This window comes from Streptomyces asoensis (assembly GCF_013085465.1).
GTDB classification, from domain to species: domain Bacteria; phylum Actinomycetota; class Actinomycetes; order Streptomycetales; family Streptomycetaceae; genus Streptomyces; species Streptomyces cacaoi_A.
The window spans coordinates 4,105,498-4,131,356 of sequence record NZ_CP049838.1 but is presented as its reverse complement, the minus strand read 5'-3'; the positions used below and the strand labels follow the sequence as shown (position 1 = coordinate 4,131,356).

The window sequence follows — 25,859 nt, the reverse complement described above, 5'->3', positions numbered from 1 at the left end:
GCGGCGGGGTTCTTGCCGTAACACGAGAGGGAGGGCCCGGTGGACGACCCGCTGCACATCACGCTCCTGGGCGAGTACCACGCGCGCCCCCTCCGCAGGGGCTCCTACGACGACTTCGCCCCGGACGACCCCGGGGCCGCCCTCGGCCTGTCCGACGCCCTGGTCGCCGATCTGTCCGCCTGGGCGAGTGGCATCGACGCGGCCATGAACACCTGGCTGGCCGACCGTGACGACATCCGCTGGGACGCCGCGTTCCTGCGACTGCACGAGGAGGGCGAGACGCTGGCCGAACGCCTCGCCCTGGAACTCGCCCCCGGTCGGACCGTGGGGTACGAAGGCGTCCAGGGCGTGTCCTGCGCGCTCCTGGGGACCCGCCTCGGCAACCCGGTCAGCGTGGACTGACCGTTCGCGGCGCCGTGCTCGCCCGCCGGGTCAGCGTCGGCGGCAGCAGGGTCGCCTCGGGTACGGTCTCGCCGTCGAGCTTGCGCATCAGCAGCTCCACCGCACGCTCGCCCACCTCCGCCGACGGCAGCGCGATGGAGGTGACGGGCACCCGGAGCCCCGCGGCGAGCTCGTCCGGGCAGATCGCCGTGACCGACAGGTCGCCGGGGACCCGCAGCCCCAGCTGCTCGAACGCGTCGATGAGGGGCTCCAGGACCGCCTCGTTGTGGACCACCACCCCCGTCAACGCGGGCTGCTCGCGCAGAAGCTGCTCCGCCACCCGGCGGGCCGCGGCCGGGGTCGCCTCGCAGGGGTGGACGGCGGAGGCGAGCCCCGCCCGGTCGGCGGCCGCGGTGAACCCCTGGACCACGCGCTGCGCGAAGGCCGTCCCGCGCACGTACACCTCCGGCGGCGACCCGACCAGCCCGACCACCCGGTGCCCGAGCTGCGCCAGATGCTCCACGCACCGCTCACCCGCCGTCCGGAAGTCGAGGTCGATGCAGGTCAGTCCGTCGGCCTCGAGCGGGAACCCGATCATCACGGACGGCCGGTCCAACGAGCGCAGCAACGGCAGCCGGGGATCGTGCAGTTGGACGTCCATCAGGATCAGCGCGTCGACGAGGGCCGTGTCCGCGACCCTGCGCAGCCCCTCCTCGCCCTCCTCCTGGGTCAGCAGCAGCACGTCGTGGTCGTGCTGCCGGGCCGCCGTCACCACCGACACCGCGAACTGCATGACGACCGGGACATGGATGCCGGTCCGCAGCGGCACCACGAGCGCCAGCACGTTCGAGCGGCTGCTGGCCAGCGCGCGGGCGCCGGCGTGCGGGCGGTAGCCCAGCGCGCGGGCGGCCTCCTCGACCCGGCGCCGGGTCTCCTCGGAGATCGGGCGCTTGCCGCTCAGCGCGTACGACACCGTGCTGGGGGACACCCCGGCATGCCGCGCCACATCGGTGATCTTCACCATCAGGCCTGCTCCCGGTCGTCCGGGGTCTCCAGGGTCAGGAACCCGGAGCCCGCCGCCGCCCGCGCGACCCGGTCCCCGGCCGCCAGCGCCCACGGCGCCGCGGGGTCGCTCGCGGACGCCCGCAGGGTGTCCCCCTCCCGTACGACGGTGAAGGTCACGTCCCCGACCCGTACCGTCACCTGGGCGCCGCGCTCCAGGCCGTAGGTGCGCAGGGTGACCCCGTCGGCGTGCGGGTAGTCCGGCCGGTCGGCGTGGGCGCCCACCGGGAGCACCGCGCCCGGCCGCACCAGCAGCGGCAGGCCGAGGAACCCGTGGCGTTCGCGCACCCAGCGCGGCCCGGTCACCGTCCGTCCGGTGAGGTAGTGGGTCCAGGTGCCCTCGGGGACGTAGTACGTCACGTCCCCCGCGTCGCTGAACACCGGCGCGACCAGCAGGTCCGGACCGAGCATGTACTGCCGTTCCAGGTGCGCGCACCCGGGATCCGCCGGGAACTCCAGCACCATCGCCCGCATCATCGGCGTGCCCTCCTCGTGGGCGACGCGGGCGGCCTCGTACAGATAGGGCATGAGCCGCAGCTTCAGCCGGGTGAAGTGCCGCAGCACGTCCACCGACTCCTCGTCGAACAGCCAGGGCACCCGGTACGAGGAACTGCCGTGCAGTCTGCTGTGCGAGGACAGCAGGCCGAAGGCCAGCCAGCGCTTGAACAGCGCCGGTGTCGGTGTGCCCTCGAAGCCGCCGATGTCGTGGCTCCAGAAGCCGAATCCGGACAGGCCCAGGGACAGCCCGCCGCGCAGCGACTCCGCCATCGACTCGTACGTCGCCTCGCAGTCACCGCCCCAGTGCACCGGGAACTGCTGGCTGCCGGTCGTCGCCGACCGGGCGAAGACGACCGCCTCCCCCTCGCCCCGGTGTTTGCGCAGCACGTCGAAGACGGTGCGGTTGTAGAGGTACGTGTAGTAGTTGTGCATCCGCTCCGGGTCCGAGCCGTCGGACCAGGTCACGTCGACCGGGACGCGCTCGCCGAAGTCGGTCTTGAAGCAGTCGACGCCCTGCGCGAGCAGCGCCTCCAGTTTGGCCGCGTACCAGTCGCGGGCGGCGGGGCTGGTGAAGTCCACGAGGGCCATGCCGGGCTGCCACAGGTCCCACTGCCAGACACTCCCGTCCGGCCGCCTCAGCAGATGACCGAGCGCCCGGCCCTCCGTGAAGAGCGGCGACCGCTGGGCGATGTACGGGTTGATCCACACGCTGATGTGCAGGCCCTTCGCCTTCAGCCGGGCCAGCATGCCCTCCGGGTCGGGGAACACCCGTGGGTCCCAGCTGAAGTCGCACCAGTTGAACTCCCGCATCCAGAAGCAGTCGAAGTGGAAGACGGAGAGCGGGAGTTCACGCTCCCGCATGCCCTCGATGAAGGAGGTCACCGTCTCCTCGTCGTAGGAGGTGGTGAACGACGTCGACAGCCACAGGCCGAACGACCAGGTGGGGGGCAGGGCGGGGCGGCCGGTGAGGGCGGTGTATTTGCGGAGGATGTCCTTCGGGGTGGGGCCGTGGATGACGTAGTACGTCAACTCCTGTGTCTCGGCGCTGAACTGGACCCGGGACACCGCCTCCGAGCCGACCTCGAAGGACACCTTGCCCGGGTGGTCGACGAAGACGCCGTAGCCCGCGTCCGTGAGGTAGAACGGCACGTTCTTGTAGGCCTGTTCGGTCGCCGTGCCGCCGTCGGCGTTCCAGATGTCGACGACCTGGCCGTTCCTGACCAGCGGGCCGAAGCGTTCGCCGAGGCCGTAGACGGAGGTCCCCACTCCCAGGTTGAGCTGCTCGCGCAGGTAGTGGCCGCCGGTGGCCGCGTCCCGCATGATGCCCATGCCCTTGGGGCCGCTGGAGGTGAGGGTCCGCCCATGGGCGAGGAACTCCACGTGCCAGGGGCCGGAACGGGCGACCTTCACGGAGAGCGCGCCGGAGGTCAGGGTCGCGTACGCGTCGTCGTAGGAGAGCAGGGGGGCGGGCTCCGCCTCGGTGAGGTCGAAGGCCGGCTCGCGGGGCCGCTCGCCCGTGAAGTGGGTGAGGGTGAGGCCGACGACGTCGGGCATCGGGGTGTGGGCGGTGATCGTCATGACCGGTCCCGTCATCAGGTCGCCGCGGCTGCGGATGGGCCGGGTCGGCGCGTGGATCTCCAGGACGCCGTCCGACTCGACGACGTCGAGGACCTCGGCCGGGTGGGCGGCCGTGACGCCCTCGCGCAGCAGCCAGTAACCGTCGGTGAACTTCATGGGTGGGGGGTCCTTACTGCTCGGTCCTCACTACTTCACGGCACCCACGGCGATACCGCGGGTGAGGGTCCGCTGGAAGACGAGGAAGAAGACGAGGGCCGGGAGCACGCCGAGGAGGGCGGCCGCGTTGGTCATCGTGGCGTCCATCAGGCGCTGCCCCTGGAGGACGCCGAGGGCCACCGACACGGTCTGGTTGTCGTTGGAGATCAGCATGACCAGCGGGAGCAGGAACTCGTTCCAGGTCCAGATGAAGAAGAAGACCAGCAGCACACCGAGGGTGGGCCGGCTGACGGGGACGACGATCCGCCACAGCACCTGCCACTTGTCGGCGCCGTCGATCCGGGCCGCCTCGATGATCTCGCGCGGGAACCGGCTCAGCACGGAGGAGAGCAGATAGGTGCCGAAGGCCGCCTGGATCACCGTGAAGACGATGATCACGCTGAGCCGGGTGTCGTACAGGCCGGCCTGCTTGCTCAGGTAGTACACCGGGTAGACCAGCGCCTCCTGCGGGAGCATGTTGGCCAGCACGAAGAAGGCCAGGATCCAGGTGCGGCCCCTGATCCGCCCGATGCCGATCGCGTACGCGTTCAGGACCGAGAGGACCACGGCCAGTACCGCCACCGAGCCGCTGATCAGCACCGAGTTGAGCAGCTTCCGGTCGTAGTCCACCCGTTCCCAGAAGTCCTTCAGGCCGTCCAGGTAGAGGCCGTCGGGGAGGCCGAGCGGGCCGTTGCGGGAGTACTCCGCCGGGGACTTGACCGCGTTCACCGCCACGATCAGGAACGGCACGACCATGAAGAGGGCGGCCAGACACAGGGCGATCAGGACCGGGTAGCGGCGCAGAGCCGTCCTCATGCGCGTGCCCCTTCCTCGGCGTCCTCCGCGCGGGTCTGGAGTCTCAGGCCGATGACGGACAGGGCGAGGATGATCACGGTGAGGACCGTGGAGATCGCGGCGCCGTAGCCGACCTGCGTCTTCTCGAAGAACGTGGTGAAGGAGAAGTAGGAGGGGACGTTCGTCGCGCCGCCGGGGCCGCCCTTCGTCAGGACGTACACCGCGCCGAACACCTTCAGCGCGGCGATCGTGCACCAGGTCAGGACGACGTAGATCTCCGGGCGGATCTGCGGCACCGTGATGTGCCGGAAGCGACGCCACCAGCCGGCGCCGTCCAGCTCGGCCGCCTCGTACAGCTGCGGGTCGACGCGTTCCAGCCCCGCCATGAAGACGACCAGCGGGAAGCCGAGCTGCACCCACACCATCACGCCCATGACGCTCCAGAGCGCGAGGTCGGGATCGCCGAGCCAGTCCTGCCGCCAGGAGCCGAGACCGACGGCCTGGAGGAGTTCGTTGAGCGAGCCGTCGTCGGGCGCGAGGATCCAGCTCCAGACGATGCCGGCGACCGCGATCGGCAGCACCTGCGGGAGATAGAAGCAGGCACGCAGGACGGCCGCCGTCCGGCTGCCGAAGTGCTTGCCGACATAGTCGAACAGGGCGGCGGCCAGGACCAGTCCGACGGCCGTGGGGAGCGCCGCCATCGCGACGACCATGAAGAGGCTGTGCCGGAAGCTCTCCCAGAACTCCGCGTCGTCCAGCAGCTCGCGGTAGTTGGCGAGCCCGGACCACTCGGGGCTGCCGACCCCCTGCCAGTCGGTGAGGCTCACCCCGGTGTTCATCAGGAACGGCACGATGACGACGGCGAGGAAGGCGACGGCGCCCGGGAGCAGGAACAGGGCGTAGGAGTCGCGGGCGCGGCGCGGGTGAACGGCCCCGTCCTGCTTGCCGGTCACCCGCCCGCCGCGTTCGACGGTCACCGTCATGTCTTCGGTACGCCCTTGTCGTACGCCTCCCGCAGCGCGTCCAGATAGTCGTCGGGTTTCTCGCTGCCGGTGATCAGCTTCTGTGTCTCGGAGACGAGGACGTCGTAGAAGCCGGGGACCGGCCAGTCCGGGTAGAAGGCCAGGCCGTCGCGGCCGGACAGGGTGTTGAAGTTGGCGATGAGCTCCTTGGACTTCGGGTCGGTGATGGCGGCGGTGTCCGCCGCGACCGGGACGCCGCCCTTGTTGCCGAGCAGGTTCTGGATCTTCTTCGACATGGTGATGTCGATGAAGTCGTAGGCGAGCTCCTTGTTGTGGGCGCTCTTGGGGACCACCCAGAGGTTGCCGCCGGAGCCCGGGGTGAGATTCGAGCCGGGCCACAGGGTGGTGCCCCAGTCGAACGTCGCCTCGTCCTGGAAGCGGCCGTACCACCAGCTGCCGGAGAACAGGATCGGCGCCTTGCCCTGGAGGAAGGAGACGCCCGCGTCCTCGGCCTTGGCGCTGGTGGAGCTCTTGCCGATGTAGCCCTTCTTCACCCAGTCGGCGAAGGTGTCGGCCGCGTACGTCCAGGCCGCGTCGTGGAAGTCGGTCTTCCCTTTGTACAGCTCGTAGGAGTCGACCCAGGAGCGGTCCGCCCTGGACAGGGCCAACTGGTAGACGTACTGCTGGGCGAGGTACTCGGCGCCGGAGTTGGCGAGCGGGGTGATCTTGTTCTCGGCGAAGGTGTCCATCGCCGCGACCAGGTCGTCGAACGTCTTCGGCTCGGCGAGCCGGTACTTCGCGAACAGCTCCTTGTTGAAGTAGACCATCGTGTACTCGGCGTAGTTGGGCACGCCGTACCACTTGCCGGAGCCCATCACGCCGTTCGCGTCGTACCGGCTGGTGGTGCGCACGCCCGGGCTGAGCAGCTTGTCCCAGCCGCGCTTCGTCACCTCGGCGGACAGGTCGGTGAGGAGCCCCTGCTTGGAGAGCAGGCCCGCCGTCGCGTTGCCCTTGTTGTACTCCATGAGGTCGGGCGCGTCGGAGGAGTTGAGGACCATCGGGGCGGTCTTCTGGATCTGGTCGAAGCTCTTCTCCTCGAACTCCACCTTCACGCCCGGGTGCTGGGCCTCGAACTCCTTGATCGCCGCTGTCCAGGCCACGCCCATCGCGCTGTTCGGGGCCTCGTAGTGCCACAGCCGCAGGGTCTTGGCGTCGGAGGTGCCGCCGCCGTCCGAGCCGCCGCAGGAGGCCAGGAGCAGCGATCCGGCGAGGACCGCCGCCGCGCTCGCCGTTCCCCGTCGTGCCATCACACGCCTTCGTGCCGTCAACATCCTGTGCCTCCAGGGGAGTCGGATGGATCTGAGGGCGTCACGGTGCGTCCATCGAATCGATTCGATGGGTGACGTCGAAGCGCTTCGACGGGGGAAGTTATGTGGCTGCTGTGGTCACGTCAATGGGGCGGGTGGGGAAAACGGGCAATCCGGTGTTGGCGCCAGTGAACTTTCCGGCCATGCCTGGGGCGGCTCTCCGCCTCTTCCTCGACGCTTCCTCTTCGTCCGTCTATGCCACTGATGTGCCGAAACGGTCTGACCCTTTCGATCTTCGATGCGCATCGAGGGGTCACTTTCGGGATCGGGGTGATCGGAGTGCGACCGTCGAGGCTTGGGGAGGGGTGGTTTCCAGCCATGGACATGGGCATGACTTCTGTCCATATATGACACATCGCGAACACAGGGCCCAAGCCTGCGCTAGATTCATAGACCTGAGCGCAATGGGATAAAAGGGGCGCTGGAGCTGGGTGGGGGCCCGGTTTCGTCGACATGTGCTCAGGGTCGTCGGCGCACCCGGAACAGTTCCGTGGGGGGAAGTACACACATGAAGAATTGGCGGGAAGACGCCCAACCGGAGTGGCCGGAGGCGGCATCGCCGACCCGGGACGTGCCGGCCGTGGGAGTGGGATCCCAGAGCTCGGCCGGGATCGGGGGGCAGCCCCTGACGTCCATGGCGGGAGAGAGCACCAGATACCGGTCATTGATGGATGTACCGCGTGAAAGCGGTCTCCTGTCGGCCTCGAACACCTCGAACGGTCTTTCCGAAAACGAACGGTCGAGCGATCTCCGGGATCCGTGGGGAGAGGGGCCCGGCGGCGCGGAAGGGGAGGGGAACGACCCGGGCGAGGTGACCGTCCAGCTCGACCACCTGAAGAAGGGGCGGCCCGACGGTTCGGAGGCCGTTTCCGACGTCCCGGTGTTCGTCGACGAGTCGGGCCGGCGCAGCCGTACGTTCCGCCGTATCGGCATCGTCGTGGGTACCGCGTGCGGGGCGTACGCCGTCGTCATCGTGGCCGCGCTGCTCTCGGGCAACGCGGGCGCGCCCTGGCTGCCGGTTCCCGTGCCGGGCCAGGCGGACGAGAAGCCGGCGGCCGGCAAGGTGGACAGCACGTCGGCGCCCGACAAGTCCGCGAGCCCGCGTCACGGGGTTCCCGGCGGCAAGGTTCCGGGCGGCTCGGGCGCCACCGCCACCGCGTCCGGCGCGGTGCCGGGCAAGCCGGGCGCGAGTACGGCGCCGGGCGCGTCGGGGAGCGCGGCTCCGTCGAGCGGGGCGTCCCCGGCGGCGCGGCCCTCGGCGAGCGGGACCACCCGTCCCGGCACCGGCCCCACGACCACGGCCTCTTCGGCGCCCGGCCCGAGCACTCCGGTGGTCGCACCGACGCCGTCCACGCCACCGCCGGCGTCCTCACCCGCCGCCTCTCCTTCGGCCGCCTCCTCGCCGTCCCCGGCCGGAGGAGTCTCCACCACGGTCGCCGACGGCCCGCCGGAACCGGTCCCGGCGGCATCGAGCCCGGCAGCCTGAACGGGACCCGTGAGAGTCGCCGGCCCGTCGGCGCCGGGGCTTCGGCCACCAGGGGCTGGGGCTGGGCTTCGGGGTCGGGGCTTCGCCTACCAGGGGCCGGGGTTGGACTTCGGCCCTGGGGGAGGCGGTTCTCGACCACCGGGCCGGAGCTCCGGTCACCGCGTGGCGGAGGGAATCCACCGTCGCTCCACCACGGCTCCACCACCGCGCCGGGATCCCGGGCTCGCGCCTCGGGGCCCGACCCCCGGGATCCGAACCCTCCGGCCCGCCCCGGGCCTGCAACGCGGGGTCCGACGCAACGGGTCCGACGTGACGGGTCTGACACAACGGTCCCGACGTGACGGGTCCGATGCAACGGGTCTGACACAACGGCCCCGACGTGACGGGTCCGATGCAACGGCCCCGACGTGACGGGTCCGATGCAACGGCCCCGACGTGAGGGGTCCGACGCAACGGGTCCTGACACAACGGCCCTGACGCAACGGGGCCCGGCACAACGGCCCCGGCGCAACGGGGCCCGGCATATGAAGTCCGAACTTTGTCAGCGATGTCTTGATACTCGCTCCTCGCCGCTCAGCTCGCGGCGCGTACCTTCGCCCGATCTCGTCCCCGGAGAACCACCTCTCATGGCACCACGTACCAGCCGCCGCTCGACCCGACGGTCAGCTGTCGGGCAGCCCGCGCACTCGTCCGGCGGTCACGCCGCGTCCGCTTCACCGTCGACGGGGGACGCGCCAGGAGGTGAGTCGGCCGGCGGGTCGCGCGGCAGTGGGCGGCGGTCCTCCGGGCGGCGGTCCGGCCCGAGGCAGGGGCGGGGCCGCGCCCCGGGGCATGCCGCCGGCGGCTCCGCGCACGCCGCGCCGCCGTCACCCGAACGCCGGCGTCTGGTGTCGCTCCGGCTGCGCCATCTGCTGCCGCTCGTCGTGCTCCTCGCGATGATGGCGATGCTGATGCTGCGCGGCTATGTGCACAGCGAGATCCTCGCCGACTACCGCATCCGCCCCGAGGCCGCCGCCGACAAGGTGCCGCAGAAGGTGCTCGACGGCGGGCCGGTCGTCGACACCCGGAACGGGCAGCAGACCAGCCTGGACGTGCCGGACCACCGCATCGTGCTCACCTTCGACGACGGACCCGACCCGAAGTGGACCCCCGAGGTCCTCGACGTCCTGAAGCAGCACCACGCGCACGCAGTCTTCTTCATCACCGGCACCATGGCCTCCCGCTACCCGGACCTGGTCCGGCGGATGGTGGACGAGGGCCACGAGATCGGGCTGCACACCTTCAACCACCCCGACCTCTCCTACCAGTCGAAGAAGCGCATCGACTGGGAGCTCACCCAGAACCAGCTGGCCCTGGCGGGAGCCGCGGGGATCCGGACGTCGCTCTTCCGGCCGCCCTACTCCTCCAGCACGGACGCCCTCGACAACGCCTCCTGGCCGGTCACGCAGTTCGTCGGCACCCGTGGCTATCTCACCGTCTTCACCACCGCCGACAGTGAGGACTGGCGCAGGCCCGGGGTCCGCGAGATCATCCGCAACTCCACGCCGCAGGGCGGCAAGGGCGCGATCGTCCTCATGCACGACTCCGGCGGCGACCGCCACCAGACGGTCCGGGCCCTCGACACCTACCTCCCCGAACTCCAGGGCAAGGGCTACACGTTCGAGAACCTCACCGAGGCCCTTGAGGCCCCGAGCGCGCACACCCCGGTCACCGGGCTCGACCTGTGGAAGGGCAGGGCCTGGGTCTTCCTGGTCGAGGCCTCGGACGACATCACCGCAGTCCTGGTCGTCGGCCTCGCCGTCATCGGCGTCCTGGTCTTCGCCCGCTTCGGGCTGATGCTCCTGCTCTCCGCGATCCACACCCGCCGTACCCGCCGCAAGGGTTTCGTCTGGGGGCCCGACGCGCCCGTCACCGAACCGGCGTCGGTGCTCGTCCCGGCCTACAACGAGGCCAAGTGCATCGAGAGCACGGTGCGTTCGCTGATGAAGAGCGAGCACCCGATCGAGATCGTCGTCATCGACGACGGCTCCAGCGACGGCACCGCCCGTATCGTCGAGGACCTGCACCTGCCCGGCGTCCGCGTCGTCCGGCAGCTCAACGCGGGCAAGCCCGCCGCCCTCAACCGGGGCATCGCCAACGCCCGGCACGACCTCATCGTGATGATGGACGGCGACACGGTCTTCGAGCCCTCGACGGTCCGCGAACTCGTCCAGCCGTTCGCCGATCCGAAGGTCGGCGCGGTCGCCGGCAACGCCAAGGTCGGCAACAAGGACACCCTGATCGGCGCCTGGCAGCACATCGAGTACGTGATGGGCTTCAATCTCGACCGCCGGATGTACGACGTCCTGCGCTGCATGCCCACCATCCCGGGGGCCGTCGGGGCGTTCCGCCGCAGCGCGCTCGACCGGGTCGGCGGCATGAGCGACGACACCCTGGCCGAGGACACCGACATCACCATGGCCATCCACCGGGACGGATGGCATGTCGTGTACGCGGAGAAGGCGCGCGCCTGGACCGAGGCGCCCGAGTCCGTCCAGCAGCTGTGGTCGCAGCGGTACCGCTGGTGCTACGGCACCATGCAGGCGATCTGGAAGCACCGCCGCGCCCTCGTCGAGAGCGGACCGTCGGGCCGCTTCGGCCGCGTCGGCCTCCCGCTCGTCTCCCTCTTCATGGTGGTCGCCCCGCTCCTCGCCCCGCTCATCGACCTGTTCCTCGTCTACGGCCTGCTCTTCGGCCCGACCGGCAAGACGATCGCGGCCTGGTTCGGCGTCCTCGCCGTCCAGGCGGGCTGCGCGGCGTACGCCTTCGTCCTGGACCGCGAGCGCCTCACCCCCCTCATCTCCCTCCCGCTCCAGCAGCTCCTCTACCGCCAGCTGATGTACATCGTGCTGCTCCAGTCCTGGATCACCGCCCTCACCGGCGGCCGGTTGCGCTGGCAGAAACTTCGCCGCAAGGGCCAGGTGGCGGCCCCGCCCGGCGCGGCGGCGACCGCGGACGGAGGAGCGGCCTGATGAGCACCCACCCGACGGACACCACGGCCGAGTTGCCCGAACTGCCCCACCCGCCGACCCGGAACACCGTGCCGGAGCAGCAGGGTTCTGAGCAGCAAGGTCCCGAGCAGCAGGGCGCCGAGCAGCAGGGCGCCGAGAAGAAGGGCGCCGAGAAGAAGGGTGCCGAGAAGAAGGGCGGTGGACGGGACCGCTACTTCGACCTGCTCCGGGCCATCGCCCTCTTCCGGGTCGTCTTCTACCACCTGATGGGCTGGGCCTGGCTGCCCGTCGTCTTCCCCTCCATGGGCGTGATGTTCGCGCTCGCCGGCAACCTCATGGCCCGCTCGCTGGCCAGACGCCCCGCGCTGGGAGTCGTACGCGGCCGGCTGCGCAGGCTGCTGCCCCCGCTGTGGCTGCTGGGCGCGGTCGGCGTGACGGGCATGCTGGTGGCGGGCTGGAGTCCGGACGACGAGGGGCACCCCGGCTGGTGGTGGCTCCACCTCGCCTACTGGGTCCTGCCGCTGAGCGACCCGCCCTACGGCGAGGGCCTGCCCGGCGTGCACGGGCTGATCAGCGACGGCTGGGCAGGCGACCTGGGCGTACCCCTCTGGTACATCCGCGCCTACCTGTGGTTCGTGCTGCTCTCCCCGCTTCTGCTGCGTGCCCTGCGCCGGCTGCCCTGGCCGACGATCCTCGCGCCCGTCGCACTGTCCGCCGCCCTGGAGTTCGGCGCGCTGTCGGTGCCGGGCTGGCGGCTGGAGGCCCAGCTCAGCGACTTCGGCGCGTTCGGCGCGTGCTGGCTGCTGGGCATGGCGCACCAGGAGGGCGTCCTGCGTCGCCTGCCCCGCTACGTCGTGCCGTCCCTGGCGCCCGCGGTGGCGGGAATCGGCCTCTGGTACACCCTGACCCACGACCTCAGGGAGGGCCACGACCTGGACGACATGCCCTTCGCCCAGTCCCTGTGGTCCTTCGCCGCGGTGCTGCTGCTCCTGCACATCAGCCCGTCCTGGTCCGAGTGGCCGGCCCGGCTGCGCCGCTGGGACCGGCTGATCACCCTGCTCAACTCCCGTGCCGTGACGATCTACCTGTGGCACAACGTGTGCATCGGAGTCGTGGAGGCGCTGTGGGACCGGCTGTGGGGCATCTCATGGCTGGAGACGAACGCGACCTGGGTCCTGGAGAGCCCGTGGCCGCAGCTGCCCGCCATCTGGCTGCTCACCGCGGCCTGTGTGGTCTGCTTCGGCTGGGTGGAGGACCTGGCGGCCCGCCGCAGGCCACGCCTGTGGCCGGACGGCCGAGCGGCGGCGCACCGCGCCTGATCGCGCCCCGGCGTGGGGGAGGGGGGGTGGGGTCGCGGGTGTCCGCGGCCCCACCCCCCACCTGTAACCCGGACCGTTCGGCCGGCGGCCCCGGCCGGGACCGCACGACCGACAGCGGTCGCGTCCTCCGCAGTACCCTCAGCCCCACACCCGGCCGCGGCCGCATCCCCCGCGCCACCCGGCGCTCCGCACAACCTCTCACCGGGCATCGGCGCAAGGTGAGAGCAACGTTCCTTTCCGGTCACCCACAGCCACAGCGTGGAAACGCGCCCTCCCTACCTTCGGGACTCATCACCGCTCATCCCCCCGAACCACCCCAGCCCCGGAGCACCGTGGAGGCGTCATGACAGCCCCGACTACAGCCCCCGCATCCCCGCCCCCCACGAAGAAGGGGAGCCACTGGATCGAGGAGTGGGACCCGGAGAACGAGGCCTTCTGGAACGAGAAGGGCGAGAAGATCGCCCGCCGCAACCTCCTCTTCTCCGTCCTCTCCGAGCACATCGGGTTCTCGATCTGGACGATGTGGTCCGTGCTGGTGCTCTTCATGGGCCCGGAGTACGGCCTCACCCCGGCCGACAAGTTCCTGCTGACGTCGATGGTGACGCTGGTCGGGGCGGTCGTGCGGGTGCCCTACACCTTCGCTGTCGCGATCTTCGGCGGCCGGAACTGGACGATCATCTCGGCCGGTCTGCTGCTGATCCCCACGATCGCCGCGTTCACGGTGATGACGCCGGGGACCTCCTTCAACACGTTTCTCCTGGTAGGCCTGATCGCGGGCATCGGCGGCGGCAACTTCGCCTCCTCGATGACCAACATCAACGCCTTCTTCCCGCTCCGTAAGAAGGGGTGGGCGCTCGGACTCAACGCGGGCGGCGGCAACATCGGCGTACCGGTCATCCAGCTGATCGCCCTCGCCGTCATCGGCGCCAGCGGCGGGCCGCGCGTGCTGCTGGGGATCTACATCCCGTTCATCGTCATCGCCGCCACCCTCGCCGCGCTGTACATGGACAACCTGGCCTCCGTGAAGAACGACACGGGCGCCGCGATCGACTCCGCGAAGGACGCGCACACCTGGATCATGTCCTTCCTCTACGTCGGCACCTTCGGGTCGTTCATCGGCTACAGCTTCGCCTTCGGACAGGTCCTGACGAACCAGTTCGGCCGGACGCCCCTCCAGGCGGCCTACCTCACCTTCATCGGCCCGCTGCTCGGCTCCCTCATCCGTCCCGTGGGCGGCTGGCTCGCCGACCGCTACGGCGGTGCCCGCATCACCCTGTACAACTACGTCGGCATGGCCGCCGCCACCGCCGTCCTGGTCTTCGCCAGCATGCAGAAGTCGCTGCCGCTCTTCGTCTCCGTCTTCGTGGTGCTGTTCGTGCTCAGCGGCCTCGGCAACGGCTCGACGTACAAGATGATCCCCGGCATCTTCCAGGCGAAGGCCGTGGCCAAGGGGTTGGAGGGCGAGGAGGCGGCCGCCTATGGCCGGCGTCTCTCCGGCGCGTCCATGGGACTGATCGGCGCGGTCGGCGCGCTCGGCGGTGTCGGGATCAACCTGGCCTTCCGGCAGTCCTTCCTCTCCTACGGTTCCGGAACCGGCGCCTTCGTCGCCTTCCTCGCCTTCTACGCGGCGTGCTTCGGGGTCACCTGGGCCGTATACCTTCGCCGTCCGTCCGGCAGGATCACGGCAGGAAGCACCGCTTCCGAGGCGAAGCAGCAGCTCAGCTACGCCGAGGTGTGACGTAACACCGTCGACATGTGGCCGAACCGAGCCTGTCACGCACCGTTGACAGGCTCGTCGGCATGTAGGTGCAAACGGGACTCGAGCGGGACGAGAGTTATGTACGAGCAACAGCAGCGATCCGACGCCGGCCCTCAACGCGCCGTCGAACACGGGCTCCTCGCGGGCTTCACCGTGGGCGTGACGGCCGCGCGCCGGGCCGAGGAGCTCAGCGCGCTGCTCCAGCGGCGGGGGGCGGCGGTGCTGCACGCGCCCGCCCTGCGGATCGTGCCGCTCGCCGACGACGGTGAGTTGCTCGCGGCCACGAAGGAGCTCATCGACCAGGTGCCGGACGTCGTGGTCGCCACCACGGCCATCGGCTTCCGCGGCTGGATCGAGGCCGCCGACGGCTGGGGGCTCGGCGAACAGCTGCTCGACAAGCTGGGCGGCGTCGAGCTGCTGGCCCGTGGCCCCAAGGTCAAGGGCGCCGTGCGGGCCGCCGGGCTGACGGAGGACTGGTCGCCGTCCAGCGAGTCCATGGCGGAGGTGCTCGACCGGCTCCTGGAGGAGGGCGTCGACGGGCGCCGGGTCGCCGTCCAGCTGCACGGTGAGCCGCTGCCCGGGTTCGTGGAGTCGCTGCGGGTCGCGGGCGCGGAGGTCGTGGGGGTGCCCGTCTACCGGTGGATGCCGCCGGAGGACATCTCGCCACTCGACCGGCTCCTCGACGCCGCCGTCTCACGCGGACTGGACGCGATCACCTTCACCAGCGCGCCCGCCGCCGCGTCCCTGCTGTCGCGCGCGGAGGAGCGCGGGCTGCTGCCCGAGCTGCTCGCCGCCCTCTCCCACGATGTGCTGCCCGCCTGCGTCGGGCCGGTCACCGCACTGCCGCTCCAGGCGCAGGGCGTGGACACCGTCCAGCCGGAGCGGTTCCGGCTCGGGCCGCTCGTGCAGTTGCTGTGCCAGGAGCTGCCGTCGCGGGCCCGGGCGCTGCCGATCGCCGGGTACCGGGTGGAGATCCGGGGGCACGCGGTGCTGGTGGACGGGTGTCTGAAGCCGGTGCCTCCCGCGGGGATGTCGTTGCTGCGGGCGCTGTCGCGGCGGCCGGGGTGGGTTGTGCCGCGCTCCGATCTGCTGCGGGCGCTGCCCGGCGCCGGGCGGGACGAGCATGCCGTCGAGACGGCGATGGCCCGGCTGCGGACGGCCCTCGGGGCGCCGAAGTTGATCCAGACGGTGGTGAAGCGGGGGTACCGGCTGGCGCTGGATCCGGCCGCGGACGCGAAGTACTCGGACGAGTAGGCGGGCTGTATCGGCACCGGAGCCGGTCCGGCCAGGAGCCGCGTCACCAGGGGCTGCCGCCCCCGGGCCCCCGCTTCGGCCCCGAAAGGGCCTCGTCCTCAATCGACGGACGGGCTGGTGATTGGCACCCGGCGCTGGCACTGTGAAGGGACGGATTCCCGAGCAGTGCCCCTCGGTTGGCGGTGACACGCGCATGGACGAGCTCCGGTTCGACGCCGGGCGGATCTGTCTCGACCTGCTCGCGACCGCGCATCCTCTCGAACGGCTCGACGCCGTCGCGCCGTTGTGCGCGTGGATCCGCGGCTCCGGACTCGTCCCGCCGGACACCCCGCTCAGCCACGCCGACGCCTCCTGGCCGCCGGCCTTCCGCGAACTGCGGAGGAACACCGGACAGTTGGTGCACGGGTGGCTCACCCGTCACGACGCCGGGTCGTACGACCTCGCCCTGGGCCGCGTCAACGACGCCGCCCGGGCCGTGCCCCCGGCCCCGCGTGCCGTGCGCGGCGAAGACGGTGGGCTCGTGCGCGAGTTGGCGGGGCCGCCGGCGTGTGCCGGGCTGCTGGCCGCCGTGGCCCGGGACGCGGTGGAGCTGCTCACCGATCCGGTCGCCCGGTCGGGGCTGCGGCAGTGCGCGGGGGACAACTGCCCGATCGTGTATGTCGACATGTCCCGGGGGCGTCGGCGCCGCTGGTGTTCCAGTGAGGTCTGCGGGAACCGGGAGCGGGTGGCGCGGCACCGTCGACGGGCGGCGCTCGCCTCACGGCCGTAACTCCCCTGCCTGGTATGCGGCTTTCGTGGAGGTGTCCCCGGCCTGCTGTCGAAGTGATTTCGATTACACACCGTTTACCTGAGCCGCGCGCCGGGCAGCCGAGGCGATCTTGTCGATGTGGCGAAAACGTAAAGAAAAAGCGGTGGGAATGTGCCGCCATGTCCCCGCTCGTCATGACACCCCGAAGAAAAGTGTCTCCTCGGTTTGAACGCTCAACACCCCGCTTGCGTACCCGTCGTCGAGCGACCGACTGGGGGAACCCCCGGACACCGGAGGTGGGCGTGCGCAAGGATGCGGCCGTGGCCAATGAACGTGGATCGAGGGCCCGACATCGCATGTCCCAGCCCTCGGAACCTGACGAGGAGCTGATGCGTGCTCTGTATCGGGAGCATGCCGGACCCCTGCTTGCGTATGTCCTGCGCCTGGTTGCCGGAGACCGGCAGCGCGCCGAGGACGTCGTGCAGGAGACGCTCATCCGTGCCTGGAAGAACGCCGGTCAGCTCAATCGTGCGACCGGATCTGTACGCCCCTGGCTGGTGACGGTCGCACGCCGCATCGTCATCGACGGCCACCGCAGCCGGCAGGCCCGGCCGCAGGAGGTCGACCCGTCGCCGCTGGAGGTCATTCCTGCGGAGGACGAGATCGACAAGGCGCTGTGGCTGATGACGCTGTCCGATGCGCTCGACGACCTGACCCCGGCCCACCGGGAGGTGCTCGTCGAGACGTACTTCAAGGGGCGTACCGTCAACGAGGCGGCCGAGACGCTGGGTATACCCAGCGGCACCGTGCGCTCACGGGTCTTCTATGCCCTGCGGTCGATGAAGCTGGCTCTGGAGGAGCGGGGGGTGACGGCGTGATGAGCGTTTACGGGGGATTCGGAGCAGGTGGTTCGGGTATGTCTGGACCCATGCAGGGATCTACGGGATCTCCGAGCCCGAGCGAACACGAGACCGTCGGCGCCTACGCCCTCGGGATTCTCGACGACGCCGAAGCAACCGCTTTCGAGATGCATCTCGCCGGCTGCGAGTGGTGCGCCCAGCAGCTCGACGAGCTCGCCGGCATGGAACCCATGCTGGCCGCCCTCGCGGACCTGCCGGGCACCGGCACCCCCGCGATCGGCGAGTCCCTGTCCGCCCGCCCCAGCCCGCGGCTCGCGGAACGGCTGGTCGACGAGGTGTCCGAGCGCCGCGCGGTCAAGCGCCGCCGCTCGTTCTTCCTGGTGGCGGCCGCGGCCGCGCTGATCATCGGCGGCCCGCTCACCGTGCTGGCGGCGACCGGCGGCGACAGCGGCACCAAGGGGACCGAGGCGAGCTCCACCAAGTCCGCCAACTCCGCCAAGACCACGTTCGAGACGCTCACCGACCGCGTGTCCGAGACCGACTCCGCCACCAAGGTCTCCGCGACCGTCGCCATGGGCGAGAAGGCGTGGGGCACGGAGATCGGCGTCGAGCTGAAGAACGTGACGGGCCCGGAGAAGTGCTCGCTCATCGCCGTCGGCAAGAACGGCGAGCGTGAGACGGTCTCCTCCTGGTCGGTCCCGGAGTGGGGCTACGGCATCGCGAACGCCAAGACCGAGCAGGCCAAGAACCCGCTCTACGTCGTGGGCGGCGCCGCCTTCAAGACCAACGAGATCGATCACTTCGAGGTCATGACCTTCGACGGCAAGAAGCTCGTCCAGATCGACGCGTAACTTCCTACACGGGGTCCCCTTCGCGTACGGTTGACGGCTGCCCAGCACGTCAGAAGGGGGCCCGGTGGCCGTTCAGGCACAGCAGGAAACCGCGGTCGGATCGGTTCGGCACACCGCGCCGGATTCGGTGCGGGACCGAGAGATCGGCATCGAACAGGAACACCTCGACCGGGTGTACCGGCGCCTCGAGGAGAAGATCCACGAGGCGGAGTTCCTCATGCACGACGCGGCCAAGCGGGGGCAGGTCGGCACGCCCGGCGCCCTCGCCGAGCGGGACGCCCAGGTGTTCCGCGCGGGCGTTCACCTCAACCGGCTCAACAACGAGTTCGAGGACTTCCTGTTCGGGCGGATCGATCTGCTCGCCGGGAAGGACGGCAAGAAGGGCCCGGACGGCGCCTACACCGCCGTGGAGCCCGCCGAGGGGGCCGTACGCCCCGACAACACCGCCGACATCGCCGAAACGCTCCACATCGGCCGTATCGGAGTCCTCGACTCCGACTACGCCCCGCTGGTCATCGACTGGCGGGCACCGGCCGCGGCGCCCTTCTACCGGTCCACCCCGGTCGACCCGGGGCGTGTCGTACGGCGCCGGGTGATCCGCTCGAAGGGGCGGCGCGTCCTCGGCGTCGAGGACGACCTGATGCGTCCCGAGCTGAAGGCGGTCCTGGACGGCGACGAGCTGCCCGTCATCGGCGACGGCGCCCTCATGGCCGCCCTCGGACAGGCCCGCAGCCACACCATGCGCGACATCGTCGCCTCCATCCAGGCCGAGCAGGACCTGGTCATCCGCGCCCCCGCCGCCTCCGTGACCTACGTCGAGGGCGGGCCGGGCACCGGAAAGACCGCCGTCGCGCTGCACCGGGCCGCCTATCTGCTCTACCAGGACCGGCGCCGGTACGCGGGCGGCATCCTGATCGTCTCGCCCACGCCGCTGCTCGTGGCGTACACCGAGGGCGTGCTGCCCTCGCTCGGCGAGGAGGGCCAGGTCGCCATCCGCGCCATCGGCTCCCTCGTCGACGGCGCCGAGGCCACCCTGTACGACTCCCCGGCGGTGGCCCGGGCCAAGGGGTCGCACCGGATGCTGAAGGTGCTGCGGAAGGCGGCGCGCGGCGCGCTGGAGAGCGGCGGCCGGGCCTCGGCACAGCTGACCCTCGGCGACCCCGACGAGGCCCCCGCGCCCTCGGCGACCCCCACCCGGCTGCGGGTCGTCGCCTTCGGCCGCCGACTCGAGCTGGAGGCCGCCGACCTGGACCGCGTCCGGCAGAGCGCCCTCAGCGGCACCGCCCCGGTGAACCTCCTGCGCCCCCGCGCCCGCAAGCTGCTCCTGGACGCCCTGTGGGAGCGCTCCGGCGCGGTCGGCCGGCACAGCGACCCCGAGCTCGCCGCCGAACTGCGCTCCTCCTTCGACGAGGACGTGACCTCCGAGGACTCGTTCATCGCCTTCCTCGACGCCTGGTGGCCCGAGCTGACCCCGGAAGCGGTCCTCACCGCCATGGCCGACGAACGGCGGCTCGGCCGCTGGGCCCGGCGCATCCTCAACCCCGGCGAGGTCCGCAAGGTCGCCCGGGCCCTCAAGCGGGACGGCCGCTCGGTGCACGACATCGCCATGCTCGACGAGCTCCAGGCGATCCTCGGCGCCCCGCTCCGCCCGCGGAAGCGGCGCGAGTTCGATCCGCTGGACCAGCTCACCGGTCTGGAGGAGCTGATGCCGGTGCGTGAGGAGACGCAACGTGAGCGCGCCGAGCGGCTCGCCCAGGAGCGCACCGAGTACGCGCACGTGATCGTGGACGAGGCACAGGACCTCACCCCGATGCAGTGGCGCATGGTCGGCCGCCGCGGCCGGCACGCCACCTGGACGGTCGTCGGCGACCCGGCCCAGTCCTCCTGGTCCGACCCCGACGAGGCCGCCGAGGCCCGCGACGAGGCCCTCGGCACCCGCCCGCGCCGCCGCTTCCAGCTGACCGTGAACTACCGCAACCCGGCCGAGATCGCCGAGCTGGCCGCGAAGGTGCTGGCCCTGGCCATGCCCGGCGCCGAATCCCCGTCGGCGGTCAGGTCGACGGGGGTCGTGCCCCGCTTCGAGGCCGTCACCGACACCCTGGGCGCCACGGTCCGCGCGGAGGCCCAGCGCCTGCTGGAGCGGGTCGACGGCACCGTCGGCGTCGTGGTCGCCATGAACCGCCGCGAGGAGGCGAGACGCTGGCTCGCCGGGCTCGGCGACCGGGTGGTGGCCCTCGGCAGCCTCGAGGCCAAGGGCCTGGAGTACGACGCCACGGTCGTCGTCTCACCGGCGGAGATCGCGGACGAGAGCCCGGCCGGCCTGCGGGTGCTGTACGTGGCCCTCACCCGGGCGACGCAGCAGCTCACGGTCGTCTCCGGGGACCGCGACGAGCCGGACGCGAACGGCGTCCCGGACCTCCTGAGGGACTGAACAGCTGACCGTTTCCTGTGAACTCCCCGGACGGGAATGGTCTTCGGGCATCCGTTTGTTAGCCTGGTCGTGACACCGGCTCGATCCAAGCCCCCGGGCCCAACCTTCGTCGCTACGAGCGACCACTTGCCGCGAGGCGAGCATGGCGGGTCGGTGTCATGAACGCGAGAGAGGCCCACATCACCTGTGATGTGGGCCTCTCTCGTTGCCCTCTCCGGGTGCCTCCATCGACTTGATTGAGAACAAAACGATCGCAATCCGGGGCGGCTTTCATGTACTCGTCGGTAGGTGCGACGATCGGACGGCAAACCCGCGACCCAGCAGTGCAGAGGAAGTCGGCCATGGCAACGGCGCCCAGCGTCTCCTACTCGATCACGGTCCGTCTGGAGGTGCCCGCGAGCGGCACGGCGGTCTCCCAGATCACCACGGCCGTGGAGTCCCACGGAGGCTCGGTGACCGGCCTCGACGTCACCGCGTCCGGCCACGAGAAGCTCCGCATCGACGTCACCATCGCCGCCACCTCCACCGCCCACGCCGACGAGATCGTCGAGCAGCTGCGCGGCATCGAGGGCGTCACCCTCGGCAAGGTCTCCGACCGCACCTTCCTGATGCACCTCGGCGGCAAGATCGAGATGCAGTCCAAGCACCCCATCCGCAACCGTGACGACCTCTCGATGATCTACACGCCGGGCGTGGCCCGCGTCTGCATGGCGATCGCCGAGAACCCCGAGGACGCCCGCCGCCTCACCATCAAGCGCAACTCCGTTGCGGTCGTGACGGACGGCTCGGCCGTGCTGGGCCTCGGCAACATCGGCCCGAAGGCCGCGCTGCCGGTCATGGAGGGCAAGGCGGCCCTCTTCAAGCGGTTCGCCGGCATCGACGCCTGGCCGCTGTGCCTGGACACCCAGGACACCGACGCGATCGTCGAGATCGTCAAGGCCATCGCCCCCGGCTTCGCGGGCATCAACCTCGAGGACATCTCCGCCCCCCGCTGCTTCGAGATCGAGGCCCGGCTGCGCGAGGCCCTCGACATCCCGGTCTTCCACGACGACCAGCACGGCACCGCGATCGTCGTCCTCGCCTCCCTCACGAACGCCCTGCGTGTCGTGAACAAGGGCATCGGGGACGTGCGGGTCGTCATGTCCGGCGCCGGCGCGGCCGGTACCGCCATCCTCAAGCTGCTGCTCGCGGCCGGCGTGAAGAACGCGGTCGTCGCCGACATCCACGGTGTCGTCCACGCGGACCGCGCGGACCTGGTCGACGCGGCCCCGGACTCGGCGCTGTCCTGGATCGCCGACAACACCAACCCCGAGGGCCTCACCGGCACCCTGAAGGAGGCCGTGCGGGGCGCGGACGTCTTCATCGGCGTCTCCGCCCCGAACGTCCTCGACGGCGACGACGTGGCCGCCATGGCCGACGGCGCGATCGTGTTCGCGCTCGCGAATCCGGACCCCGAGGTCGACCCGACGATCGCCCGTCAGACGGCCGCCGTCGTGGCCACCGGCCGCTCCGACTTCCCCAACCAGATCAACAACGTGCTGGTCTTCCCGGGCGTCTTCCGCGGCCTGCTGGACGCGCAGTCCCGCACCGTCAACACCGAGATGATGCTCGCGGCCGCGAAGGCCCTCGCGGAGGTCGTGAGCGACGACGAGCTCAACCCGAACTACATCATCCCGAGCGTCTTCAACGACAAGGTCGCCGGCGCGGTGGCGGGTGCGGTGAGGGAGGCCGCGAAGGCGGCGGGGGCGTCGGCCTCGTAGGCTCGGGGCACCGGGTGTGCGGGGGCTGTGAGGATCGCCACGGTGGCCCCCGCGACGGCGCGTCGCGGAACCTCGCGCCGTGGACGGCCCTCTAGGGTTGCGCCCGACCCAATCGCCCTTCGTGTGACTCCCAAGGGTTGTCTCACGACTCCGAGCGGGTGCCGGATTGGCTTTCGCGCCGCTGGTAGGGGCAGGATGCGTCTCTGGGCGCGTGCACAACGACTTCGCTGTGCCCAACATGCGGCTCCGCCGCGTGGCACGCCGCAACGGCAAGAAGAACACGGGAGTAACAACATGAACCGCAGTGAGCTGGTGGCCGCGCTGGCCGACCGCGCCGAGGTGACCCGCAAGGACGCCGACGCAGTGCTGGCCGCGTTCGCCGAGGTCGTCGGCGACATCGTCTCCAAGGGCGACGAGAAGGTCACGATCCCCGGCTTCCTGACCTTCGAGCGCACCCACCGTGCCGCTCGCACCGCCCGCAACCCGCAGACCGGCGACCCGATCCAGATCCCGGCCGGCTACAGCGTCAAGGTCTCCGCGGGCTCGAAGCTCAAGGAAGCGGCAAAGGGCAAGTGACCTTGCCGTCTACGCCTCACCGGACGGTGTACGGCGCGTAGGCAACGTGATGGGGCGGCACCCGGTTTTCCCGGGTGCCGCCCCATCGTTGTGCGCTCACACATGGCCTCAAGCGCCGTCCGGGCCGCTTTCTGCCGGCCCGGACGGATGAGTGCCAGCCCAGTGCTTTGCCCGGCAGTTCGACCTTCGCGCCGAGCTCCACGAGCTTCTCCATGCTGTGCCTGCCCGGGGGGCGACGCCCGGACCTCCGGCCGGGAGGAGGTCGTCCCGGGCCGGAGTGAGGCGGTGGGGTCAGCCGAGTGCTTTGCCCGGCAGTTCGACCTTCGCGCCGAGCTCCACGAGCTTCTCCATGCTGTGCCTGCCCGGGGGGCGACGCCCGGACCTCCGGCCGGGAGGAGGTCGTCCCGGGCCGGAGTGAGGCGGTGGGGTCAGCCGAGTGCTTTGCCCGGCAGTTCGACCTTCGCGCCGAGCTCCACGAGCTTCTCCATGAAGTTCTCGTAGCCGCGGTTGATGAGGTCGATGCCGTGGACCCGGGAGGTGCCCTGGGCCGCGAGGGCGGCGATCAGGTACGAGAAGCCGCCGCGGAGGTCCGGGATGACCAGGTCGGCGCCCTGGAGCTTCGTGGGGCCCGACACGACCGCCGAGTGCAGGAAGTTGCGCTGCCCGAAGCGGCAGTCGGAGCCGCCGAGGCACTCGCGGTACAGCTGGATGTGGGCGCCCATCTGGTTGAGCGCGGAGGTGAAGCCCAGCCGGGACTCGTAGACCGTCTCGTGGACGATCGAGAGGCCCGTGGCCTGTGTCAGGGCGACGACCAGCGGCTGCTGCCAGTCCGTCTGGAAACCGGGGTGGACGTCCGTCTCCAGCGCGATGGACTTCAGCTGGCCGCCCGGGTGCCAGAAGCGGATGCCCTCGTCGTCGATCTCGAAGGCGCCGCCCACCTTGCGGTAGGTGTTCAGGAACGTCATCATCGAGCGCTGCTGGGCGCCGCGGACGTAGATGTTGCCTTCGGTCGCCAGCGCCGCGGACGCCCAGGAGGCGGCCTCCAGACGGTCCGACAGGGCCGCGTGGTTGTAGCCGCCGAGCTTGTCGACACCGGTGATGCGGATCGTGCGGTCGGTGTCCATCGCGATGATGGCGCCCATCTTCTGGAGCACGCAGATGAGATCCTCGATCTCCGGCTCCACGGCCGCGTTCGCGAGCTCGGTGACGCCCTCCGCCAGGACGGCCGTCAGCAGCACCTGCTCGGTCGCGCCGACCGACGGGTACGGCAGCACGATCTTCGTGCCGCGCAGCCGCTGCGGGGCCTCCAGGTACTGGCCGTCCTCCCGCTTCTCGATCTTCGCGCCGAACTGCCGCAGCACGTCGAAGTGGAAGTCGATGGGCCGGCCGCCGATGTCGCAGCCGCCCAGGCCCGGGATGAACGCGTGGCCGAGGCGGTGCAGGAGCGGGCCGCAGAACAGGATCGGAATCCGGCTCGAACCCGCGTGGGCGTCGATGTCGGCGACGTTGGCGCTCTCCACGTAGGTCGGGTCGAGCACCAGCTCACCCGGCTCCTCACCCGGCCGGACCGTCACACCGTGCAGCTGGAGCAGGCCGCGTACGACCCGCACGTCACGGATGTCCGGAACGTTGCGCAGCCGACTCGGCTCACTGCCCAGCAGGGCGGCGACCATGGCCTTGGGTACGAGGTTCTTCGCACCGCGGACACGGATCTCGCCCTCGAGCGGGGTTCCGCCGTGGACAAGCAGTACGTCGTCAGAGCCGTTGACGGTCATGTATCTCGCGTTCCATGGATGGTGGATTGGGGCAAGGGCCGTTGGTGTCGGGGGCAGGGCCAGATGAGACAGAGTAATCGCCGTCGCCCCCTGTCCCGTAAGCCCAGGGACCGCCCAGCTACGTCATAGCTGTGTCACAACACGAACCGTTTCCCACCGGGCACATGGGGTCACCATCGACCGCCCCGCGGGCCCGTGCGCCCGGACCGCGCCCGTGCGCGTCCCGTGTGCCCGCATTGCCTCCCCACTTCGCGGGAAGATGCGGGATCATGTCTGGCATGACCGAGGTGTCCTCGCTCACAGGGCGGCTGCTCGTGGCAACACCCGCCCTGGCGGACCCGAACTTCGACCGTGCGGTGGTGCTCCTTCTCGACCACGACGAGGAGGGCTCCCTCGGTGTCGTCCTCAATCGGCCCACACCGGTGGGCGTGAGCGACATCCTGGAGGGCTGGGCGGATCTCACCGGTGAACCCGGCGTCGTCTTCCAGGGCGGCCCGGTGTCCCTCGACTCGGCCCTCGGGATCGCCGTCATCCCGGGCGGCACGGCCGTCGACGGCACCCCGCTCGGCTGGCGCCGGGTGCACGGCGCGATCGGCCTCGTCGACCTGGAGGCCCCGCCGGAGCTCCTGGCCTCGGCCCTCGGCTCCCTGCGGATCTTCGCCGGATACGCCGGCTGGGGCCCGGGCCAGCTGGAGGACGAGCTGGGCGAGGGCGCCTGGTACGTCGTGGAGTCCGAACCCGGCGACGTCTCCTCGCCGTCCCCCGAGAGACTCTGGCGCGAGGTGCTGCGCCGCCAGCGCAGCGAACTCGCGATGGTGGCGACGTATCCGGACGACGCTTCGCTCAACTGACGGGTGTGAGCTTCGGTACCCGGCTTCAGTACCCTTGGCGCCATGAGCACTCTTGAGCCTGAGACCCAGCCCCAGCGAGGCACTGGGACGGGAACCCTCGTAGAGCCGACGCCGCAGGTGTCGCACGGCGACGGGGACCACGAGCGCTACGCCCACTACGTCCAGAAGGACAAGATCATGGCGAGCGCCCTCGACGGGACGCCCGTCGTGGCGCTGTGCGGCAAGGTCTGGGTGCCCGGCCGTGACCCGAAGAAGTACCCGGTCTGCCCCATGTGCAAGGAGATCTTCGAGTCCATGGCCGGCGGCGACGACAAGGGCAAGGGCGGCGACAAGAAGTAGCCGCAGGGACTTTTCCGAGGCC

Annotated in this window: 20 protein-coding genes; 14 read left to right on the top strand and 6 right to left on the bottom strand. The window is 70.6% G+C overall.

All coding sequences use genetic code 11. The features are described from left to right. Positions 1 to 39 precede the first annotated feature (39 nt). Positions 40 to 402, top strand: a complete 363-nt coding sequence (locus G9272_RS18410) for a hypothetical protein (RefSeq protein ID WP_171397600.1) — start codon at positions 40 to 42, stop codon at positions 400 to 402. On the opposite strand, the gene G9272_RS18405 is transcribed toward G9272_RS18410, so the two are convergent. Genes G9272_RS18405 through G9272_RS18385 form a run of 5 tightly spaced genes read right to left on the bottom strand, consistent with a single transcriptional unit; the run spans position 389 to position 6,778 of the window. Continuing rightward, a complete protein-coding gene (locus G9272_RS18405) occupies positions 389 to 1,405 on the bottom strand; it encodes a LacI family DNA-binding transcriptional regulator (RefSeq protein WP_171397599.1) in 1,017 nt (338 codons plus the stop codon). The two genes, G9272_RS18410 and G9272_RS18405, sit on opposite strands and share 14 nt — an antisense overlap. Beyond that, positions 1,405 to 3,675 carry an alpha-xylosidase gene (gene yicI / locus G9272_RS18400; RefSeq protein ID WP_171397598.1) on the bottom strand — a complete coding sequence of 757 codons (2,271 nt, stop codon included), beginning with the start codon at positions 3,673 to 3,675 and terminating at the stop codon, positions 1,405 to 1,407. Before yicI ends, G9272_RS18405 begins: the two co-directional genes overlap by 1 nt. A gap of 30 nt (positions 3,676 to 3,705) precedes the next feature. Beyond that, on the bottom strand, positions 3,706 to 4,530 hold the full coding sequence (locus tag G9272_RS18395; RefSeq protein WP_171397597.1) for a carbohydrate ABC transporter permease: 825 nt from the start codon (positions 4,528 to 4,530) through the stop codon (positions 3,706 to 3,708). Next, positions 4,527 to 5,492 (bottom strand): carbohydrate ABC transporter permease, encoded by a 966-nt coding sequence (locus G9272_RS18390; RefSeq protein WP_171397596.1) that lies wholly within the window; start codon positions 5,490 to 5,492, stop codon positions 4,527 to 4,529. The genes G9272_RS18395 and G9272_RS18390 overlap by 4 nt, the downstream gene beginning before the upstream one ends. After that, positions 5,489 to 6,778 carry an ABC transporter substrate-binding protein gene (locus G9272_RS18385; protein WP_437184280.1) on the bottom strand — a complete coding sequence of 430 codons (1,290 nt, stop codon included), beginning with the start codon at positions 6,776 to 6,778 and terminating at the stop codon, positions 5,489 to 5,491. Before G9272_RS18385 ends, G9272_RS18390 begins: the two co-directional genes overlap by 4 nt. Before the next feature lie 871 nt (positions 6,779 to 7,649). Here G9272_RS18385 and G9272_RS18380 point away from each other — a divergent pair. From G9272_RS18380 to G9272_RS18330, 11 genes are all read left to right on the top strand, one after another. Further along, the gene (locus tag G9272_RS18380) at positions 7,650 to 8,324 is read left to right on the top strand and encodes a hypothetical protein (protein WP_171397594.1); all 675 of its coding nucleotides are present in this window, start codon (positions 7,650 to 7,652) and stop codon (positions 8,322 to 8,324) included. A gap of 935 nt (positions 8,325 to 9,259) precedes the next feature. After that, positions 9,260 to 11,335, top strand: coding sequence for a bifunctional polysaccharide deacetylase/glycosyltransferase family 2 protein (locus G9272_RS18375; protein ID WP_253268213.1), 2,076 nt, complete (start codon positions 9,260 to 9,262; stop codon positions 11,333 to 11,335). Next, positions 11,335 to 12,633 (top strand): acyltransferase family protein, encoded by a 1,299-nt coding sequence (locus tag G9272_RS18370; RefSeq protein ID WP_171397593.1) that lies wholly within the window; start codon positions 11,335 to 11,337, stop codon positions 12,631 to 12,633. The genes G9272_RS18375 and G9272_RS18370 overlap by 1 nt, the downstream gene beginning before the upstream one ends. 343 nt (positions 12,634 to 12,976) lie before the next feature. Next, entirely contained in the window at positions 12,977 to 14,371 is a 1,395-nt protein-coding gene (locus tag G9272_RS18365; protein ID WP_171397592.1) for a nitrate/nitrite transporter, read from the top strand. A 99-nt stretch (positions 14,372 to 14,470) separates the two neighbouring features. Continuing rightward, entirely contained in the window at positions 14,471 to 15,646 is a 1,176-nt protein-coding gene (locus G9272_RS18360; protein WP_171397591.1) for a uroporphyrinogen-III synthase, read from the top strand. 193 nt (positions 15,647 to 15,839) lie between these two features. After that, positions 15,840 to 16,415: a CGNR zinc finger domain-containing protein gene (locus G9272_RS18355; RefSeq protein WP_171397590.1), complete on the top strand. Its 576-nt coding sequence runs from the start codon at positions 15,840 to 15,842 to the stop codon at positions 16,413 to 16,415. 335 nt (positions 16,416 to 16,750) lie between these two features. Beyond that, entirely contained in the window at positions 16,751 to 17,272 is a 522-nt protein-coding gene (locus G9272_RS18350) for a sigma-70 family RNA polymerase sigma factor (protein ID WP_010039908.1), read from the top strand. Between the two features lie 50 nt (positions 17,273 to 17,322). After that, complete coding sequence (locus tag G9272_RS18345; RefSeq protein ID WP_171397589.1) at positions 17,323 to 18,105, top strand: anti-sigma factor family protein; 783 nt, start codon at positions 17,323 to 17,325, stop codon at positions 18,103 to 18,105. A 64-nt stretch (positions 18,106 to 18,169) separates the two neighbouring features. Then, positions 18,170 to 20,536 (top strand): HelD family protein, encoded by a 2,367-nt coding sequence (locus G9272_RS18340; protein WP_171397588.1) that lies wholly within the window; start codon positions 18,170 to 18,172, stop codon positions 20,534 to 20,536. Positions 20,537 to 20,877: 341 nt separating this feature from the next. Then, the gene (locus G9272_RS18335; protein WP_171397587.1) at positions 20,878 to 22,296 is read left to right on the top strand and encodes an NAD-dependent malic enzyme; all 1,419 of its coding nucleotides are present in this window, start codon (positions 20,878 to 20,880) and stop codon (positions 22,294 to 22,296) included. A 294-nt stretch (positions 22,297 to 22,590) separates the two neighbouring features. After that, on the top strand, positions 22,591 to 22,872 hold the full coding sequence (locus G9272_RS18330) for an HU family DNA-binding protein (RefSeq protein WP_004000874.1): 282 nt from the start codon (positions 22,591 to 22,593) through the stop codon (positions 22,870 to 22,872). A 428-nt stretch (positions 22,873 to 23,300) separates the two neighbouring features. On the opposite strand, the gene murA is transcribed toward G9272_RS18330, so the two are convergent. Next, on the bottom strand, positions 23,301 to 24,647 hold the full coding sequence (gene murA, locus G9272_RS18325) for a UDP-N-acetylglucosamine 1-carboxyvinyltransferase (RefSeq protein ID WP_020132410.1): 1,347 nt from the start codon (positions 24,645 to 24,647) through the stop codon (positions 23,301 to 23,303). Positions 24,648 to 24,925: 278 nt separating this feature from the next. Here murA and G9272_RS18320 point away from each other — a divergent pair, with 278 nt between their 5' ends. Together G9272_RS18320 and G9272_RS18315 are read left to right on the top strand one after the other, a co-directional pair. Further along, positions 24,926 to 25,498, top strand: coding sequence for a YqgE/AlgH family protein (locus G9272_RS18320; RefSeq protein WP_020132411.1), 573 nt, complete (start codon positions 24,926 to 24,928; stop codon positions 25,496 to 25,498). Between the two features lie 42 nt (positions 25,499 to 25,540). Continuing rightward, the gene (locus tag G9272_RS18315) at positions 25,541 to 25,837 is read left to right on the top strand and encodes a DUF3039 domain-containing protein (RefSeq protein WP_171397586.1); all 297 of its coding nucleotides are present in this window, start codon (positions 25,541 to 25,543) and stop codon (positions 25,835 to 25,837) included. The last annotated feature ends 22 nt before the right edge of the window (positions 25,838 to 25,859 follow it).